Genomic DNA, 15,484 nt, shown 5'->3' with positions numbered 1-15,484 from the left:
TGCCCCCAACATCTCCGTAAATGGGTGATTCGTTCGCTGCGCGATGTGGGACAATGAATGCGGTAATTCCCTTGATACCAAGGAGCGCGCAATGAAGGCCGTATACGCATCCACCGTCAACCATGCCGATCCGCTTGCCGCGTTGGCGGTGGGCGAGCAGCCCGAACCCCAGGCCCGCCCGTTCTGGTCGACCGTCTCGGTGCGTGCGGTGAGCGTGAACCATCACGACGTCTGGTCGTTACAGGGTGTGGGTCTCGCCGCCGAACAGACGCCGATGATCCTGGGCACCGATGCCGTGGGCATTCTGGACGAGGACATCCCCGGCAAGCATGGGCTCAAGGCCGGCAGCGAAGTGGTGCTGTACACGTTCGTCGGCACCGATGGCGCGGGCGTGGCCCCGGGCGAGCGCCGCACGATCCTCTCCGAGAAATACCCCGGCACGATGGCCGAGAAGACTGCCGTGCCGTCCGCCAACGTGTTCGCCAAGCCCGCAAACCTCACCACGGCTGAGGCGGCCGCACTCGGCACCAGCTGGCTGACCGCCTACTCGCTGTTGTTCGATGCCGCCGGCATCAAGCCGGGCGACTCCGTGCTCATTCAGGGCGCGGGCGGCGGCGTGTCCACTGCGGCCATCCAGCTCGCCCATGCCGCGGGTCTGGAGGTGTTCGTCACCTCGCGCGACGTGGACAAGCGCGCCAAAGCGCTGAAACTCGGCGCGCAGGCCGCGCTGGAGACCGGTGCGCGGTTGCCGCGCAAGGTCGATGCGGTGATCGAGTCCGTGGGGGCGGCCACATGGGGTCATTCGGTGCGGTCGGTGCGTCCCGGCGGCACCATCGCCATCTGCGGCGCCACCACCGGCGACCAGCCCGGTGCGGAGCTCACGCGACTGTTCTTCCAGGACATCCGCGTGCAGGGCTGCACCATGGGTTCGCGCGAGGATTTCGCCCGGCTGCTGCGCTTCGTGGAGCACGCCGACCTGCATCCGGTGATCGATTCCGTGGTCGACGGATTGGACTGCGCCCCCGAGGCGTTCGCCAGAATGATCGCCGGCGACATGTTCGGCAAGATCGTCATCGCATTGTAGGAGCCCGGCTTCACGGGCCGGGGGAGCGGGTCGGCGGGGCGGACCCGGGGAAAACCGCAAGGCGTTGCCGAAGTAAGCGCCCAAGCGTACAGTGGGCCTTATTCTCAATAACTAGGGAGTAAATGATAATGGCAAATGAATCCAAGCCCGAAGTCGCAGTGGTCATGGGATCGGCCAGCGACTGGGAGACCATGAAGCGCGCCTGCGATATTCTCGACCAGTTCGGCGTCGCCTACCACAAGCAGGTCATCTCCGCGCACCGCACGCCCGAGCTCATGGCCGAGTTCGCGCACAACGCCCGCGCCAATGGCCTGAAGGTCATTATCGCCGGTGCCGGCGGTGCCGCCCACCTGCCGGGCATGATCGCCGCGCAGACCACACTGCCCGTAATCGGCGTGCCCGTGCGCTCCCACGCCCTGTCCGGCTGGGATTCGCTGCTGTCCATCGTGCAGATGCCCGGCGGCATTCCGGTGGCCACCACCGCCGTCGGCAACTCCGGTGCCACCAACGCCGGCCTGCTCGCCGTGCAGATGCTCTCCGCCTTCGAGCCCGAACTGGCCGACAAGCTTGAGGATTACCGTAACGAACTGAAAGAAAAGGTGGCTGAATCCAATGCCCAGCTTGTCTGAGGAAACAGGCGGTCGTGTTTCGATGCTGATGCCGGGATCGACCATCGGCATCATCGGCGGCGGCCAGCTCGGCCGCATGATGGCTTTGTCCGCCCGCTACATGGGCTTCCGCGTCGGCGTGCTTGACCCGACGCCGAACTGCCCGACCGGTCAGGTGGCCGACTTCCAAATCACCGCCGAATACGATGACAAAACCGCCATCCATGATCTGGCCGTGCAGTCCGACGTGCTCACCTACGAGTTCGAGAACGTGGACGCCGACGCCATCGACGAGGTGCGCGGCATCACCGCCACCCCGCAGGGCACCGACTTGCTGCGCGTGACCCAGCACCGCGTGCACGAGAAGCAGTTCATCAACGACCACGGCACCGCCACCGCACCGTGGCGCGCTGTCAACAACTTCGATGAGCTTGACGCCGCATTGGATGATATTCATTATCCGGCCGTGCTGAAGACCGTGTCCGGCGGCTACGACGGCCACGGTCAGCTCGTGCTGCGTTCCGACGCCGACTTGGAGAAGATCCGCTCCCGTTCCGACCGTGGTGGCGGCTTCCCGCCGAGCATCCTGGAAGGCTTCGTCGACTTCGCATTCGAGGCTTCGATCCTGGTCTCCGGCAACGGCAAGGACTTCGTCACCTTCCCCATCGTGCGTAACGAGCACCGCAACAACATCCTGCACATGACCATCGCCCCCGCTGAAGTGTCCGAACATGTGGCTCGCGAAGCGCATGAACTGGCGATTCGCTTGGCCAAGGGCTTCGAACTGGCTGGCACGCTGGCCATCGAACTGTTCATCACCAAGGACGATCAGGTCATCGTCAACGAGCTCGCCCCGCGCCCGCACAACTCCGGCCACTACACCATCGAGGCCTGCTCGATGGACCAGTTCGACGCCCACATCCGCGGCATCGCCGGCTGGCCCATGCCCAAGCCCAAGCTGCTCTCGCCGGCCGTGATGGTCAACGTACTCGGCCAGCATGTGGAGCCGACGCGCGCGCTGATCGCCACCCACCCGGAGTGGAATGTGCACGACTACGGCAAGGCCGAAGTGCGCCACGACCGCAAGATGGGCCACATCACCGTGCTCACCGACAACCCTGATGCCACGGTTGCTGACCTTGAGGCCACCGGCTGCTGGGACGACCTGAAAAAGAAGGCGTGACCTTATCGATGGTTGAACATATCGAACGCCAGACCAAGCAGAAGGACGCGATTCGCGCCGCCTTGGCCGACTGTGAGGAGTTCATCTCCGCTCAGGACCTGCACCGCAGGCTGGAGGACGAAGGCTCGAAAATCGGCTTGGCCACCGTGTACCGCCAGCTCAACGCCTTGGCCGATGCCGGTGCCGCCGACACGATCCGCCTGGACGGCCAGCAGCTGTTCCGCCTATGCGGCGACGACGGACATCACCACCACTTGGTGTGCAAGCGGTGCGGCAAAACCGTGGAAATCGACCCGCCCAGCGAGGCTTGGCTGCGCAAAGTGGCCGACGGCCACGGCTTCACCGTCGAATCCCACACCCTGGAGGTCTTCGGACTATGCCCTGATTGCCAAAAGGAGCAGAAAGCGCAGAAGGCTCAGAAAGCAGTGAGCGAATAATTGGAATAACAAATGGGATCGGCTTCAAAGCCGATCCCATTTGTTATTCCGCTGCTATTCCACCGACTTCAGGGCGCCGAGCATGTCGACCGTCTTCAACCGCCGGTAGACCAGCACGCCGAGTCCGTCGAGCACCTTGATGGTCGGCAGTTCGCGGATGCGTTCGGAGACGTTGAGATTCGTCAGATTGTAGAGGATCACCACGGCCAGCAGCTCAGCCGCGAGAATCAGCACTTCCATGATCTGATCCGGCAAGTCGACGATTGTGGCCACCTGTTTCTTCGAAGTCGTGTTCTGCACAATGCCCTTCGCGCCGTCCAACTTTATGAGCTTGGCGCTACGCGACTCCACATTGGAGGTCTCATGGTTCTTTGAGCCTCACCATATAGGCGTTCGACTGGTACTGTTCGCCGAACACGTGCTTATAGCCACTCGAAGTCATGAACATGAAATGCCCGATATGCATTTCGGTGATGCCGTCCACGCGCACCTTGCGCTCGATGCCGCTCGAATCGGTGACGGTAATCGTGTCGCCTACCTTGGCGTCCATCATCTCCGCCATACGTTCGGAGATGATCGCACCACGGTCGGTGAGCACCTGCGGCTTGTGCCCGGTGCGCGAACGCAGGGTGATGTAGTCGCCGAAATTGTAGGCGTCATCAGTGGCGATCAGGGTAATCGACTGTTTGTCGTTCTCCGTGCCGGCCACTTTCGACATCTCCTCGTAGTAGATCGGCGCGGACTCGGAGACGGCCCCGCCCTTCATCGCCTTGGCCACTTCGGCGCGCTGCGAATAATGTTTTCGTCAGCTTTGGTCAGGCCATAATCGCTGATGACGGTTATGTCAGCGAGATTGTTCTGATTAAAGAAGTCGGTGCCGGTTATTTGCATGTCCGGGCCGGTGACGAACAGGCCTACGAGCGCAAAGGAGCCAAGCGTCATCAGGCTCACGATGGAGGCGAATCGACCCTTGGATTTGGCCATGGTGACGCGGGTGTCTTTCCATAGCATGCGCTTATGGAATGACCCGTTGCGTCGGCGGTTGCGCTTGGCCTTGTGCGCGTGGGGCGTTCTGCCGGGCGCGGTATAGGAGTCGTTTGCTGAATTTGCGGCGGAATCGGCTGCGGAGTCGGTCGCGGGCGTAAGGTTGGTCGTTTCGGTGAAATCGTTGAGATCGGTCATACTGCTTACCACTCCAGATCCTTGATATCCATCGGGTGCTCGTTCACTTCGATCGATTTGACGCGCGCGTCATGCATGTGGATCACGCGGTCGGCAATCGGCGCGATGGCGGAATTGTGCGTCACAATGACCACGGTCGCACCCTTCTTACGGCTCTGATCCTGCAGAATCTGCAGCACCTGCTTGCCGGTGTTGTAGTCCAGAGCGCCAGTCGGCTCGTCGCACAGCAGAATCTTCGGGTTCGTGGCCACCGCTCGGGCGATGGCCGCGCGCCGCTGTCCGCCGCCCGAAAGCTGCGCGGGGAAGTTGTTGATACGGTCCTGAAGCCCCACGTCGATAAGCGCTTGGGTCGGTTCCTGCGCGTCTTTCATGATTTCGGAGGCGGGCTCCACGTTCTCCTTGGCCGTGAGGTTGGCCACCAGATTGTAGAACTGGAACACGAAGCCGAGGCGTTGCGCTATGTCAAGCGTGAGTATGCGTTCTTCGACGCACTGTCCCGTTCGGGCAACGATATGCAGATGTATGACCGGGTCAAGGATGTGTTGAAGCAGATGCTGCTTGGGCAGGCGGCCCGTGTGGGTGCCGAGCTGAGCTACAGCGGCATTCCATGCGACTATGCGCTGGAAATTTTGGTCTCCGCCGTCTCATCGATTATCTGGCTATGGATCCGGCGCGGCTGCAAGGAGGCGCCCGAGCAAATCTGCGCCATCATCGAGAAAAACAAAACCACCGCGCCCGTAGACATCATACGGTAAGCGCGGTGGTTCGTGTCGGAATTTGGCTCCCCTCCCTGAGAGGAGCCAATCCGCAGGAGAAATCGGAAACCTAAAACTCAGACAGCCAGCTCGGCCTTGAGTTCCTTGAGGTCGGCCAGGATCTCATCGTGGCACTTCTCGTTGGTGTCGAAGGCAAGGTGGCAGAAGGCGCACTCGTGGCCTTCGCGGTTCTCGTGGCAAGCGTGCAGGCAAGCCTTGCCCCCGCACTCTTCGGTGTGGTTGTGCTCGCAGCCGGTGTCGTCGCAGCAGTCGCCGGTGAAGCAGCAGCCGCAGCGGCCACAGGCGGCCACGCCGTGCTCGTGCTTGGTGGCGTCGAACTTGGCCAGCGTGTCCTTGCAGACGGCGAAGGTGCCCTCTTCGGTAACGATCTCGTAAGCATGCTCATCGATGGTCTTGATAGTCATTGTTGTTCCTTTCAGCGTTTGTTCGTCTGCGACTGTAGGGCGGCAGACGGCAGCGGCGAAAGTTGGTGAAAGTGATTATCAGGCCCATTGCTGCTATTAAGAGCAATGAGACCTCATGCAGTTTTGTGTCGGTAACGGGTCGATTGTTGGCCGAGTGCCGACGCCTGGTATAGGTGGTGGCGGTACCAATCCAAATATTGGTGGAACGACGACGATGAGCGTGTCTGGCGTCGGTGCTGCGCCAAGCGTTGGCAATCTAACGATGCGAGTGGAGCTTATATCGTCGCTATTGCGCCAAGGATTGGAAGGGCACCGATGCTGAAGGCCAGTAGCGTCGGGACTGCGCCATTATTTGTTCGAGCGCCGACGGCCAGTATCGTCTGGCGTCGTCAGTGGTCCATCCTTTGGTGAGGTGCCGACGCTGAGAGGCGGTTCGATGGCATGCTTCGCCGCACACTTGGGGCACAGGTCGAAAATCTCCAGTTCGTGGGCGATGGTCTGGTACTTCAACTGCTTGGCGGCTTTGTCGATCCACTGCTCAAGTCCGGGAATCTCGATTTCGATGGTCCGCCCGCATCCGTGGCATACGATGTGATGGTGGTGATGCTGGTCCGAGCACTCGCGGTAGAGGGCCTCGCCGTTGACGTGGATTACGTCGAGCTCGCCTTGGGAGGCCATCATCTGCACATTGCGGTAGGCGGTGGCCGTGCCGATGCGCGTGCCGCGCTCGCGCAGGATGTCGGTGATTTCCTGGGCCGCGGCGAATCGGGATAGTTCCGCCAGGACCTGGGTGATGAGGAGTCGGGGTCACGTCACGCGCCGAGTGGTCGCGGTTTGCTCGATGCTCATGACGTTCTGCCCCTTTCTGTTAACAAATGATATTCATTATCGTTATTAAAGCAAATCAGATGCCCGGCATGTTGTCACATGATTTGAATCAACTGGCAGAAATCCCGCGTTTCAACGAGGCCTGCGCGGGATTTCTGCCAGTTTTGAGCCCTATAAAGGCAGAGCCCCCGCGTACCTTTCGTTGTAACGCGGGATTTCTGCCGATATGGGGCGAGTCATGGCGCATCGCAGTGCTTTCCATTTCGGGAGACGCGTCATTTACTGCCAGTAGAAGTAGCCGGTCGGGGCGGCTGCGGCTTTGCTGGCCGACCGGACCTGCAGTATCAGGCCTTGGCGCTCGTGGCCGGCGGAGCCGTAGGTGCCCTGCTTGATGACGGCGTCGACGGTGACCCAGTCGTGATTGTGCGGGGTGCCGGCGTTGCCGGAGCTGGCTATGAACCCGAATGGGGTCATGTCGAGAATGCAGCAGGACATGAACTGGCGGGACAGCTCGAACTCGTCCGCGTCGAACGTACGCGACTTGCTCACAAACCCGGTGACCTGCACATGGTAACCGACGTAACGCTGCGGATTATGGTCGATCTGCTCGAACCATGAGCCGAATTCGTCGTCGCTGATGGTCAGGGTCTTGTTCGTCGTGTCGAGTCCGTGCAGCTGCGAGGAGCCATCAGGCTTGTGCGAGCTGCGGGGAATGACAATAGCGCGGCCGCCGGCGTACTCGTCGAAGCCGCCGCTGTCGCTGCTGGGCTGGAACGGCACGGCGATCAGCAGCGCCGGAATAATCAAGGCGATCAGGAACCGTAAAACCGAACGCTCCGTGGCGTGGAACAGTCCGAGCCATGCTGCGGTCGCCAGCACGAACAGCAGTACCGCACCGATGATGAGATACGGCAGCGAACGCGGCGTGGTCAGCGTGGTGTATGATCCGCCCACCGCTGCATAGGCGATGGCCGCGCCCAGCGCCGCGAAACACAGCGCCTCCACGCGGTCGGGGAGTGTGACTTTGCGCTTCATGGCTACGCTCCCATCACCAGATGGGCGGCAATCGCGGCGAGGAAGCAGGCTGCCGCCACGGTCGCGATGAACCGGATGATGAACCGTGGCCGGCATTCCGTGGCCAGCATCAGCGTGTTCTTGAGGTCGAGCATCGGGCCGAAGACCAGGAAGGCAAGCATGGCGGAGACCGGCAGCGCGCCAATCATGCTGGCGGCAATCACCGCATCGGACGTAGAGCACAGCGAACACAGGAACGCCAGTCCCATCGCCGCCAGAATCAGTACGATGGCACCAGCGTCATCGAGCGTGCTTGAACCGTTGGTCAACGACGACAATGCGGTGCGCATGATGGAGGCAATGATCGTGCCGAGCAGCAGAATCGGCATCATCCGCATAAAGTCGTCATGCGTATGCCGAATGAAATGCGTGAACCGCTCCAATCCACGCCCCGTGCCCCGCCGGCGGGGCTGTCGACAAAGCCCGACTGGGGGGTGGCTCTCAGGCAAATCACCCGTCGCCCCTGCACAATCCTCGCAAACCAACGACCGCCCAATCTTCAGCGGCCTCTCGCGCACCGCAGGGGAGCGGAGCGGCCACACCGCGAACGACACCCCCGCGACTATCGCCACTACCATGCCCAACCCCGCGCGGGCCGCCACCATTCCTGGTTTGTCGGTGAATGCGAACCATGTGGACCATATCGCCATCGGGTTCATCACCGGCACCGCGCACAGAAACGTCACCGCACACGGCAGCGGCAGGCGTTTGCGCATCAGATTCGCGAACGTGGGCACCACCATGCAATCGCACACCGGTAGGCACAGACCGGCCACCAATGCCGCGGCCAGTCCGCCGGCCAACGATTTCGGTATGTGGCGGGCCAGAAAATCGGCGCTGACGAACGTGCTGACCGCGGCCGACATCATCGCGCCCAGCAGCATGAACGGAATCGCCTGCAGGATAAGCCCCGCGGCACCGGTGCCGATACGCACCAGCGGAACCGGAAACCCACGCGACTCGAGCATCGCGGAAGCCGCAATCAGGAACGCCACCAGCGGCGTGCCGATAATCAGAAACAGATAGTTCGCCGAATGGTCCTGTTGCGCGGTGTTCACCTGTTCCGTGCGCTGCGTGCGAGGTTCTTTCATGCGAGTATCACCTGCCATATCGCCGTCATATTAGCACCGTACGCATGATAGTGGTCGAGATAATATGCGAGTTCCCCGCATACCGATGGTACACATCGATATGCGGGGAACTTTGCACATGGTTGCCTGGGCCGATGGCGAATCGGTGGGCCAGCATCTCGGTGGCCACTTCCTCCTTGCTCATGGACACCGGGTAATACGTGGGCCAGTTGTCCATTTCCTTGAGGGTTTCTTCCTGTCGTTGAAGTGACGTTGCGCGGTGGCGGCGGTGGCAGAACCGGCCCCGGCCTTGTCCGCGTAGGCGGCGTTGATGGCTTCGGTGGCCTTCTTCGCCCTCGGCGTGGTCGTGGGAATGCTCGTGCTCGTCGGTGGCGGTGACGCCCATGAGGCCGCCCACGTTCACGATGGTCTGGCGTTTCTTGTCAAGCTGCGCCTTTTCCGCCCAGCCGTCGTAGCCGGCGCCGTTGAGCACCGCGATGTCTGCCTTGGCGAGCTTGGCCAGATCGGATGCGGTGGCCTCATAAAACGGCGGTTCGCCCCGGCAGGTGACGGCATACGGAAGGAAATGGGAGAAAGAACGTACGCCGCCGGCCTATGGAGCGGACCGTCGAGTTGTTGTTACGAGACTTGATGGATTGCGGAATCCACGATGTTGGTTATGGCTTCATATACCCCTTTCGTACGGCTGCGGCCAGATTCTGCGGAACCTGAACCACTTCGCCTTCAGGCGTTCTGACCGTGGCCAGCTGAGGCACCTTGGCCTTCCAGTTGGCTCGGCGCGAATGCGTGTTTGCTCGGGACGCCTTGTACTTGGGCAGTGCCATCAGCCTTGCCTCGCCTTCCAGTGGGGGTTCTTCTTGTTGATTACATACAGATGGCCGCGCCGGCGGACGACATAGGAGCCATCCTTGCGGGCCAATGAGCGGACCGATGCCTTGACCTTCATGTCCGTTCCTTTCTTCTTGTCTTACGGTCTTTGCGGAATGTGCGGCGAATCACTTGCGCCCGTAACGAGCGTTGAACTTCTGCGCCTGACCGGCGGCGTCGATCACCACATTCTTGCCGGTGTAGAACGGGTGGCTGTAGCTGGACACCTCCACATTGACGAGCGGGTAGGTGTTGCCGTCCTCCCAGTCGATGGTCGGCAGGTTTACGGCCTTGGCCACCAGTGTGGACTTGGTGAGGAAGTACTTGTCGGCGGAGCGGTCATAGAAGACCACGGGGCCGTATTCGGGGTGGATGCCCTCTTGCATGGTTATGGACCTTTGGTTGTGTGGTGTTGTGTGGTGATATGGATGAGAATGGCGTCGGACGCGCGGGTGGAATCCGGTGAATTGAGATGGCCTGAGACGGCCTGACGGCCGGTTGTGCCGGCCCGATCACCAGCTGGATTTCACCACGCCGGGCAGTTTGCCCTTGTGTGCCTTCTCACGCAGATTGATACGTGACAGGCCGAACTTGCGGTTGTAGGCGCGCGGGCGGCCGTCGATGGAATCGCGGTTGCGCAGACGGGTGGGGCTGGCGTCGCGGGGGAGGGCCTGCAGCTTGCGCATCGCCTCGGCGCGTTCTTCGGCGGTCAGATGAGGGTTGACGCTGTCGCGCTTGTATTCGGCGCGGCGTTCGGCATACTTGGCGACCATGCGTTCGCGCTGCAATTGTCGGTTGATCTTACTGGTTTTGGCCATGTCCGGCTCCTTGATAAGGCTCCGGGGCGCGGGAATCGCGCCGGCCGGAGCTGGGACGAGTGCATTCGTTCATTGGGCGCATGCCGCAAGGTTCGGAAGATGAGTTCATGAAATGGTGATAGAGGAAACCGCCGGAATGCCAACAAGGAAACGATTTCGGCGGGTGCTTAAGCCTCTTCCTCGCCTCGCGACTGGTGTCCAATGAACGAACAGATGGATTAGCGGGTCTCTCGGAAGAGCACCCGTTTGCGGACTACCGGATCGAACTTGGTGAGCTCAAGACGGTCCGGCGTATTACGACGATTCTTGGTGGTGGTGTAGGTGAATCCGGTGCCGGCCGTGGACTTCAGGGTGATGACCGGGCGGATTGCGGAGGATTTGCTTGCCATGAGTGGTGCTTTCTATGTGTGGGTGTCACGCTGTTATGTCACGTATGTCGCGTACGTCGCGGTGCCATGTGGGTGATGCAGCTCGTTAGCGCGGTTTGTTGCGCGGTTACGCGCCGGCACAGTGGCGGGCCTACTGACTGCCCGAGCATGGGGGGGTGATGCCGTGGCCGGTTCAGTTGACATTCTGATCGCGGCGGATGCGGGCGATCGCCGCCTCGATGCCGATGCGGTCGATGGTCTTGATGCCCTTGGCGCTCACGGTAAGCGTGACGTGCCGCTGCAAGGACGGCACCCAGTACCGCTTGGACTGCAGGTTCGGGGCGAAGGTTCGGCGTGTTTTCCTGTGCGAGTGGGAGACGCGGTTGCCGACCCCGGCGCGTGTTCCCAGAATTTGACATGTTTTGGACATGCCTGCAACTATATCATAATGATAACCATTATCAAATTAGAAAGGCTGTCATGATTCATCCGGCATTGCAATCACAGGGAAACGCGGAGGGGCGCACGCCCGTGGTGCTGCTCACCGGCGCCGACCGCCTGAGCCTGGACTCCGTGGCGTTCTCGTTGGTCGATTCCTTCCCGTCCGTATGCTCGATTGCTTATGACGTGCGCCCGAACGAAGCCGTGGAATCCGGTCTCGATATCGTGCGCAACGTCGCGAAGCCCCAGGCAAGCGGGGTGGTGTTCGGCGAGTCCGATTCGTTCGGGCTCGAGGGGTGCTGCATGAGCTGCACGGTCAAACATGACCTTGAACGGACGCTCGGATCGCTGCAAGGGCGGGCCGGCGCGTTTCTGGTCTCGCTGCCTGTGGGCCTTGAGGCCACGCCGGTCGCGCAGTATCTGGCCGATTCCTTCCGTCTCAACGAGTGGGGTGAGTCGATGTTCGTGGGTGCGGTGGCCAATGCCGTAGGCCTTGACGAATTCGAAGAGCGATTCTTTGACGACGACCGTTTGTGCCTGTACGGCATGGGCGAGGAGAACGGCGTCTATGACGAGCGTTCGACCGGCGTAGTGGTCTCCCGCCTGATCCGTGAGGCCTCGTGCGTGCTCGAATTGCCGGTCATTGGTGCCGGTTGCCTGGCACGCCATTTGGATACAGACGGGGAGTGCGCCTGCCGCGACATCATCCGTGCAATCGCCTTGCGTGATGCGCTGGTCTGTGAGGATGCCTGCACCGTGGGGCTCGTCGACCTGGTGCAGGCGTCGGTCTGTGCCGCGATGCCGTTGTGACATGTGCGGCAAACGGCAGAACCCCCGCGTCCGAACGAAGGTGGCGCGGGATTTCCGCCGGCGGCGCGGGTGTGCGCGTGCAACACGCCGACGTAAATGCAAATGATAATAATTCTCAATACATGTTATTCTGTCGTGTGGGTGGCCGGGCGATGATGCAGCAACAGCAACATCGCCCAGCCAAACAGCTGAATTAGAGAGGAAAATCCAATCATGTCCATCATGTCCAACGCCAAGCGCGCGCTCGCCATCGCGGCCGCCTCGGCGACCCTGTTCTCGATGGCCGCCTGCGGTTCCAGCAATGCCGCCGGCAGCAAGTCCGATTCCAGCAGCGCCGCGTCTTCCGGCAAGATCGAGGTCGTCGCCTCCATCAACCAGTGGGGTTCCGTGGCCGAAGACCTCGGCGGCAGCAACGTCGAAGTCACCAACATCATGGCCAAGACCAACGTCGAGGCGCACGATTACGAGCCCACCAGCCAGGATGTCGCCAAGTTCGGCACTGCCAAGGTAGCCGTAGTCAATGGCGCCGACTACGACCCGTGGGCCACCAAGGCCGCCAAGTCGACCAAGGCCACGCTGGTCACCGCCGCCGAGACCACCGGCATCAAGGAAGGCGACAACCCGCACGTCTGGTTCTCCGCCAAGGTGCGCTCCAGCACCGCCGACGCCATCACCGCCGCCTATCAGAAGGCCGACCCGAGCCACAAGGACGACTACGCCAAGCTCAACAAGGATTGGCACGCCAAGGAAGACCAGCTTGAGTCCAAGATCAAGGAGACTTCCGCCAAGACCGAGGGCCTGCCGTACGCCGCCACCGAATCTGTGGCCTGGTACCTGGCCGACGACCTCAAGATGACCGACGCCACCCCGAAGGGCTACGCCCAGGCCTCCGCCAACGAGAGCGAGCCGACCCCGGCCGACATCAAGGACTTTCAGGACACCCTGAAGGCTGGCTCCATCAAGATGCTCGTCTTCAACAGTCAGGAAGCCACCTCCACCACTGACCAGATCACCGGTGCCGCCAAGGACGCCAGCGTGCCGATCGTGGAGCTCACCGAGCAGATGCCGAAGCAGTACACCAACCTGCTCGACTGGATGAGCGCGCTGGTCGACCAGTTCGCCGCCGCCGTGAAGTAATGCGGCAGTAGCCGGCAATCCGCAACAGCGATAAGGGAAATAGCCAAGTCAGATAGCGAGGCGTTGTCTAGGGGAGAACAGAACACTTCGCTATCAGGGAAGGCTCCTTATATATCAGGGTGCTTCGGGGATGTCCCGAGGCACCCTTTGCGTTAGGGTGAATAGTTAGGAAACGGTAAGAAAATAGTGGAACTATGGATTTTCCAAAGTTCAGTGGCGACAATATGCACTTGAAAAGTCACATACGGAAACAGGCGAATGAGCGAGAACACTAGTAGTACCACCACCACAGTGAAACCCCATTTCAAGCTTTGGGCCAAAAAGGCCGAAGCCAATGAAGTCACGCCCCAGCACCCCCACAAGCCCTTCCCCGGCTGGGTGTACGGCGTGCTCTTCGTTATCTTCGACATCATCGTCGTGACGGCGCTCGAAGTGGGCGTTTCGTCTAGCTCCACCCGCGTGCAGCTGTCCAGCCCGACCGTCGGATTCGGCTTCGTGAGCAAGATGTGGACCGACGGCAATTTCGTGTTCGTGCTCAACGTGATACTTGTCGCGCTGCTGTACCTTATGCTCCTGATGCTGCTCAACCGGTTCTGGGCGTCGAGCATCGTGATGCTCGCGGCCGGGATCATCGTGGCCGTCATCGAGCATTTCAAAATCGAGATCCGCTACGAGGCCATCCTGCCCGCCGATCTCGGGTTCCTCGGCTCCAATACCGGCAACATGCTCACCTTCGCCCCGGCCGGCGCGCACGTGACCATCCTCATCGCGCTCGCCGTGTTCGCCGTGCTGCTCGTCCCGGTATTGGCGCTGCGGTACGCCGACGGGCGCAAAGGCCGCATGATTCAAACGGATGATCGCCGCCTGAACCTCACGTCCCGTCTGATCCTGTTGCTGCTGCCGATTCTGGTGTTCGCGTTGTACTGCATGCATGTGAGCACCACCGCTTCGCTGGCCAACAAGTTCTCCCGCGCCTTGGGAGACACGCCATCCATGTGGGATTCCGTGTATGACGCGCAGCGCAACGGTCCGCTCGTAGCCTTTACCCGCCAGCTCAACCCGAAGATCATGGACGAGCCGAGCAACTACTCCGAGGAGACCATGAAGAAGGTCGCCGCTCGCTACCAGAAGAAAACGGAGATGATCAACGCCTCCCGCACCAATAATCTTACTGATTCGACAGTGGTGTACGTGCTGTCCGAATCCTTCTCCGACCCGAGCCGCGTGCCGGGACTGAAGACCAGCAAGGATTCGATGCCCAACATCCGCAAGATCAAGGCGGGCACCACCTCCGGCCTGATGCTCTCCTCCGGCTACGGCGGCGGTACGGCCAACCTCGAATACATGGGACTTTCCGGCCTGAGCATGGCCAATTTCGATTCCTCCCTGTCCAGCCCGTACCAGCAGCTGGTCCCGAGCCAGCATTGGACCCCCACCATCAACCAGATGTGGGGCGCGCCCGCCAACTCGCTCGGCTATCATCCGTACGAATCCAGCATGTACTCGCGTGCCACGAACTACAAGAAGTTCGGCTTCTCGCACTTCTACACGTTGACCGGTCCGGACGTGATCAAGTATCAGGACAAGATCGACGAGTCGCCGTACGTTTCTGATAAGTCTTCCTATGATTCTGCGCTGGAAGGCATCAAGTCCGGCAAGACGAACAAATTTATCCAGATCATTACCATGCAGAATCACATGCCCTACCACGAGTGGTATGAGAATAACGACTACACCGCCGAATCCACCACGGGTACGCCGCTGGGTGATGATGAACAGCAGTCGATTGAGACCTATCAAAAGGGTGTGGAGATTACTGATCAGGCCACTCAGGAGTTCCTGAATGAACTGGATGCGCTGGATAAGCCCGTCACCGTGGTGTTCTATGGCGACCACTTGCCGGGCATCTACTCGTCCGCCAGCGAGGATGACAATAACTCCCTGGCCCTGCACCTGACCGATTACTTCATCTGGTCGAACAAGGTCTCTGGTTCCCAAGGCAATAAAGCAAGTGATGCAGCCTACTCCTCGCCGAACTTCTTCGTGGCGCAGGCCGCCGATCACATGAACGCCAAGGTCAGCCCGTATCTGGCGTTCCTGACCGAGATGCATTCCAAGATCGCCGCCATGGAACCGCCCGTGGTCAACAAGATCCAAGGCTGGGACCGCATCCCCGAAGGCCAGAACATCTACCTTGATCAGAACGGCAACCCGATGTCCACCGATGACTTCGACAAGGAAACCAAGCAGCTGCTTGCCGACTACAAGCTCATCCAATACGACATCACTGCCGGCAAAAACTACCTCAAAGACACTGATTTCATGACGTTGCCGTAAACCCGGGCGGCGCGCGCCGGCGCGACGGCGGGACGCGGG

Annotated in this window: 22 protein-coding genes and 1 pseudogene; 8 read left to right on the top strand and 15 right to left on the bottom strand. The window is 60.8% G+C overall.

Going from position 1 to position 15,484, the window contains the following annotated elements:
* Nucleotides 1-91 precede the first annotated feature (91 nt).
* The 4 genes from FYJ31_RS04030 to FYJ31_RS04015 all read left to right on the top strand — a co-directional run bounded on the left by FYJ31_RS04030 (nt 92) and on the right by FYJ31_RS04015 (nt 3,312).
* The gene (locus tag FYJ31_RS04030) at nt 92-1,084 is read left to right on the top strand and encodes a zinc-binding dehydrogenase (protein ID WP_136500892.1); all 993 of its coding nucleotides are present in this window, start codon (nt 92-94) and stop codon (nt 1,082-1,084) included.
* A gap of 128 nt (nt 1,085-1,212) precedes the next feature.
* Nucleotides 1,213-1,713 (top strand): 5-(carboxyamino)imidazole ribonucleotide mutase, encoded by a 501-nt coding sequence (gene purE / locus FYJ31_RS04025; RefSeq protein ID WP_010081100.1) that lies wholly within the window; start codon nt 1,213-1,215, stop codon nt 1,711-1,713.
* A complete protein-coding gene (gene purK, locus FYJ31_RS04020; RefSeq protein ID WP_014484029.1) occupies nt 1,697-2,875 on the top strand; it encodes a 5-(carboxyamino)imidazole ribonucleotide synthase in 1,179 nt (392 codons plus the stop codon). Before purE ends, purK begins: the two co-directional genes overlap by 17 nt.
* An 8-nt stretch (nt 2,876-2,883) precedes the next feature.
* Nucleotides 2,884-3,312, top strand: coding sequence for a Fur family transcriptional regulator (locus FYJ31_RS04015; protein WP_003828581.1), 429 nt, complete (start codon nt 2,884-2,886; stop codon nt 3,310-3,312).
* Nucleotides 3,313-3,366: 54 nt separating this feature from the next.
* Here the strand turns inward: FYJ31_RS04015 and FYJ31_RS12730 are convergent, their stop codons facing one another.
* From FYJ31_RS12730 to FYJ31_RS04000, 4 genes and pseudogenes are all read right to left on the bottom strand, one after another.
* Nucleotides 3,367-3,663 (bottom strand): hypothetical protein, encoded by a 297-nt coding sequence (locus tag FYJ31_RS12730; RefSeq protein WP_229773838.1) that lies wholly within the window; start codon nt 3,661-3,663, stop codon nt 3,367-3,369.
* A 10-nt stretch (nt 3,664-3,673) separates the two neighbouring features.
* Nucleotides 3,674-4,090 carry a hypothetical protein gene (locus FYJ31_RS12725; protein ID WP_229773837.1) on the bottom strand — a complete coding sequence of 139 codons (417 nt, stop codon included), beginning with the start codon at nt 4,088-4,090 and terminating at the stop codon, nt 3,674-3,676.
* Entirely contained in the window at nt 4,075-4,494 is a 420-nt protein-coding gene (locus tag FYJ31_RS04005) for a hypothetical protein (RefSeq protein WP_003831938.1), read from the bottom strand. Before FYJ31_RS04005 ends, FYJ31_RS12725 begins: the two co-directional genes overlap by 16 nt.
* Before the next feature lie 5 nt (nt 4,495-4,499).
* Nucleotides 4,500-4,943: pseudogene (locus tag FYJ31_RS04000) on the bottom strand (ABC transporter ATP-binding protein); the annotation flags it as partial.
* Nucleotides 4,944-4,946: 3 nt separating this feature from the next.
* Between FYJ31_RS04000 and FYJ31_RS03995 the strand changes: the two are divergent.
* Nucleotides 4,947-5,249 carry a TetR-like C-terminal domain-containing protein gene (locus FYJ31_RS03995; RefSeq protein ID WP_154536039.1) on the top strand — a complete coding sequence of 101 codons (303 nt, stop codon included), beginning with the start codon at nt 4,947-4,949 and terminating at the stop codon, nt 5,247-5,249.
* A gap of 77 nt (nt 5,250-5,326) precedes the next feature.
* Here the strand turns inward: FYJ31_RS03995 and FYJ31_RS03990 are convergent, their stop codons facing one another.
* From FYJ31_RS03990 to rpmB, 11 genes are all read right to left on the bottom strand, one after another.
* A complete protein-coding gene (locus FYJ31_RS03990; protein ID WP_015438554.1) occupies nt 5,327-5,674 on the bottom strand; it encodes a hypothetical protein in 348 nt (115 codons plus the stop codon).
* A gap of 348 nt (nt 5,675-6,022) precedes the next feature.
* Nucleotides 6,023-6,421: a Fur family transcriptional regulator gene (locus FYJ31_RS03985; protein WP_326831174.1), complete on the bottom strand. Its 399-nt coding sequence runs from the start codon at nt 6,419-6,421 to the stop codon at nt 6,023-6,025.
* 360 nt (nt 6,422-6,781) lie between these two features.
* On the bottom strand, nt 6,782-7,537 hold the full coding sequence (locus FYJ31_RS03980) for a TIGR03943 family putative permease subunit (protein WP_154536038.1): 756 nt from the start codon (nt 7,535-7,537) through the stop codon (nt 6,782-6,784).
* Between the two features lie 2 nt (nt 7,538-7,539).
* A complete protein-coding gene (locus FYJ31_RS03975; protein WP_442778608.1) occupies nt 7,540-8,667 on the bottom strand; it encodes a permease in 1,128 nt (375 codons plus the stop codon).
* A 25-nt stretch (nt 8,668-8,692) separates the two neighbouring features.
* Nucleotides 8,693-9,145, bottom strand: coding sequence for a ZinT/AdcA family metal-binding protein (locus tag FYJ31_RS13160; protein ID WP_326831173.1), 453 nt, complete (start codon nt 9,143-9,145; stop codon nt 8,693-8,695).
* A 178-nt stretch (nt 9,146-9,323) separates the two neighbouring features.
* Nucleotides 9,324-9,491 carry a 50S ribosomal protein L32 gene (rpmF, locus tag FYJ31_RS03965; protein ID WP_012578245.1) on the bottom strand — a complete coding sequence of 56 codons (168 nt, stop codon included), beginning with the start codon at nt 9,489-9,491 and terminating at the stop codon, nt 9,324-9,326.
* Nucleotides 9,491-9,613 (bottom strand): 50S ribosomal protein L36, encoded by a 123-nt coding sequence (rpmJ, locus tag FYJ31_RS03960; RefSeq protein WP_012578244.1) that lies wholly within the window; start codon nt 9,611-9,613, stop codon nt 9,491-9,493. The genes rpmF and rpmJ overlap by 1 nt, the downstream gene beginning before the upstream one ends.
* 49 nt (nt 9,614-9,662) lie before the next feature.
* The gene (locus FYJ31_RS03955) at nt 9,663-9,920 is read right to left on the bottom strand and encodes a type B 50S ribosomal protein L31 (RefSeq protein ID WP_154536035.1); all 258 of its coding nucleotides are present in this window, start codon (nt 9,918-9,920) and stop codon (nt 9,663-9,665) included.
* Nucleotides 9,921-10,046: 126 nt separating this feature from the next.
* Nucleotides 10,047-10,352: a 30S ribosomal protein S14 gene (rpsN, locus tag FYJ31_RS03950; RefSeq protein WP_012578242.1), complete on the bottom strand. Its 306-nt coding sequence runs from the start codon at nt 10,350-10,352 to the stop codon at nt 10,047-10,049.
* 218 nt (nt 10,353-10,570) lie between these two features.
* Nucleotides 10,571-10,741 carry a 50S ribosomal protein L33 gene (rpmG, locus tag FYJ31_RS03945; protein WP_012578241.1) on the bottom strand — a complete coding sequence of 57 codons (171 nt, stop codon included), beginning with the start codon at nt 10,739-10,741 and terminating at the stop codon, nt 10,571-10,573.
* A gap of 172 nt (nt 10,742-10,913) precedes the next feature.
* Entirely contained in the window at nt 10,914-11,150 is a 237-nt protein-coding gene (gene rpmB, locus FYJ31_RS03940) for a 50S ribosomal protein L28 (RefSeq protein ID WP_012578240.1), read from the bottom strand.
* 50 nt (nt 11,151-11,200) lie between these two features.
* Here rpmB and FYJ31_RS03935 point away from each other — a divergent pair, with 50 nt between their 5' ends.
* The 3 genes from FYJ31_RS03935 (at nt 11,201) to FYJ31_RS03925 (ending at nt 15,445) form a co-directional block, all read left to right on the top strand.
* Nucleotides 11,201-11,971: a hypothetical protein gene (locus tag FYJ31_RS03935; RefSeq protein WP_154536034.1), complete on the top strand. Its 771-nt coding sequence runs from the start codon at nt 11,201-11,203 to the stop codon at nt 11,969-11,971.
* Nucleotides 11,972-12,184: 213 nt separating this feature from the next.
* The gene (locus tag FYJ31_RS03930) at nt 12,185-13,108 is read left to right on the top strand and encodes a metal ABC transporter solute-binding protein (protein WP_071478212.1); all 924 of its coding nucleotides are present in this window, start codon (nt 12,185-12,187) and stop codon (nt 13,106-13,108) included.
* A 258-nt stretch (nt 13,109-13,366) separates the two neighbouring features.
* Entirely contained in the window at nt 13,367-15,445 is a 2,079-nt protein-coding gene (locus FYJ31_RS03925; RefSeq protein WP_154536033.1) for an LTA synthase family protein, read from the top strand.
* The last annotated feature ends 39 nt before the right edge of the window (nt 15,446-15,484 follow it).

This window comes from Bifidobacterium sp. WCA-178-WT-4B (genome assembly GCF_009696495.1).
Classification (GTDB): domain Bacteria; phylum Actinomycetota; class Actinomycetes; order Actinomycetales; family Bifidobacteriaceae; genus Bifidobacterium; species Bifidobacterium infantis.
Note: the sequence above shows the minus strand (reverse complement) of the source record. Positions and strands in the feature narration are given on the sequence as shown.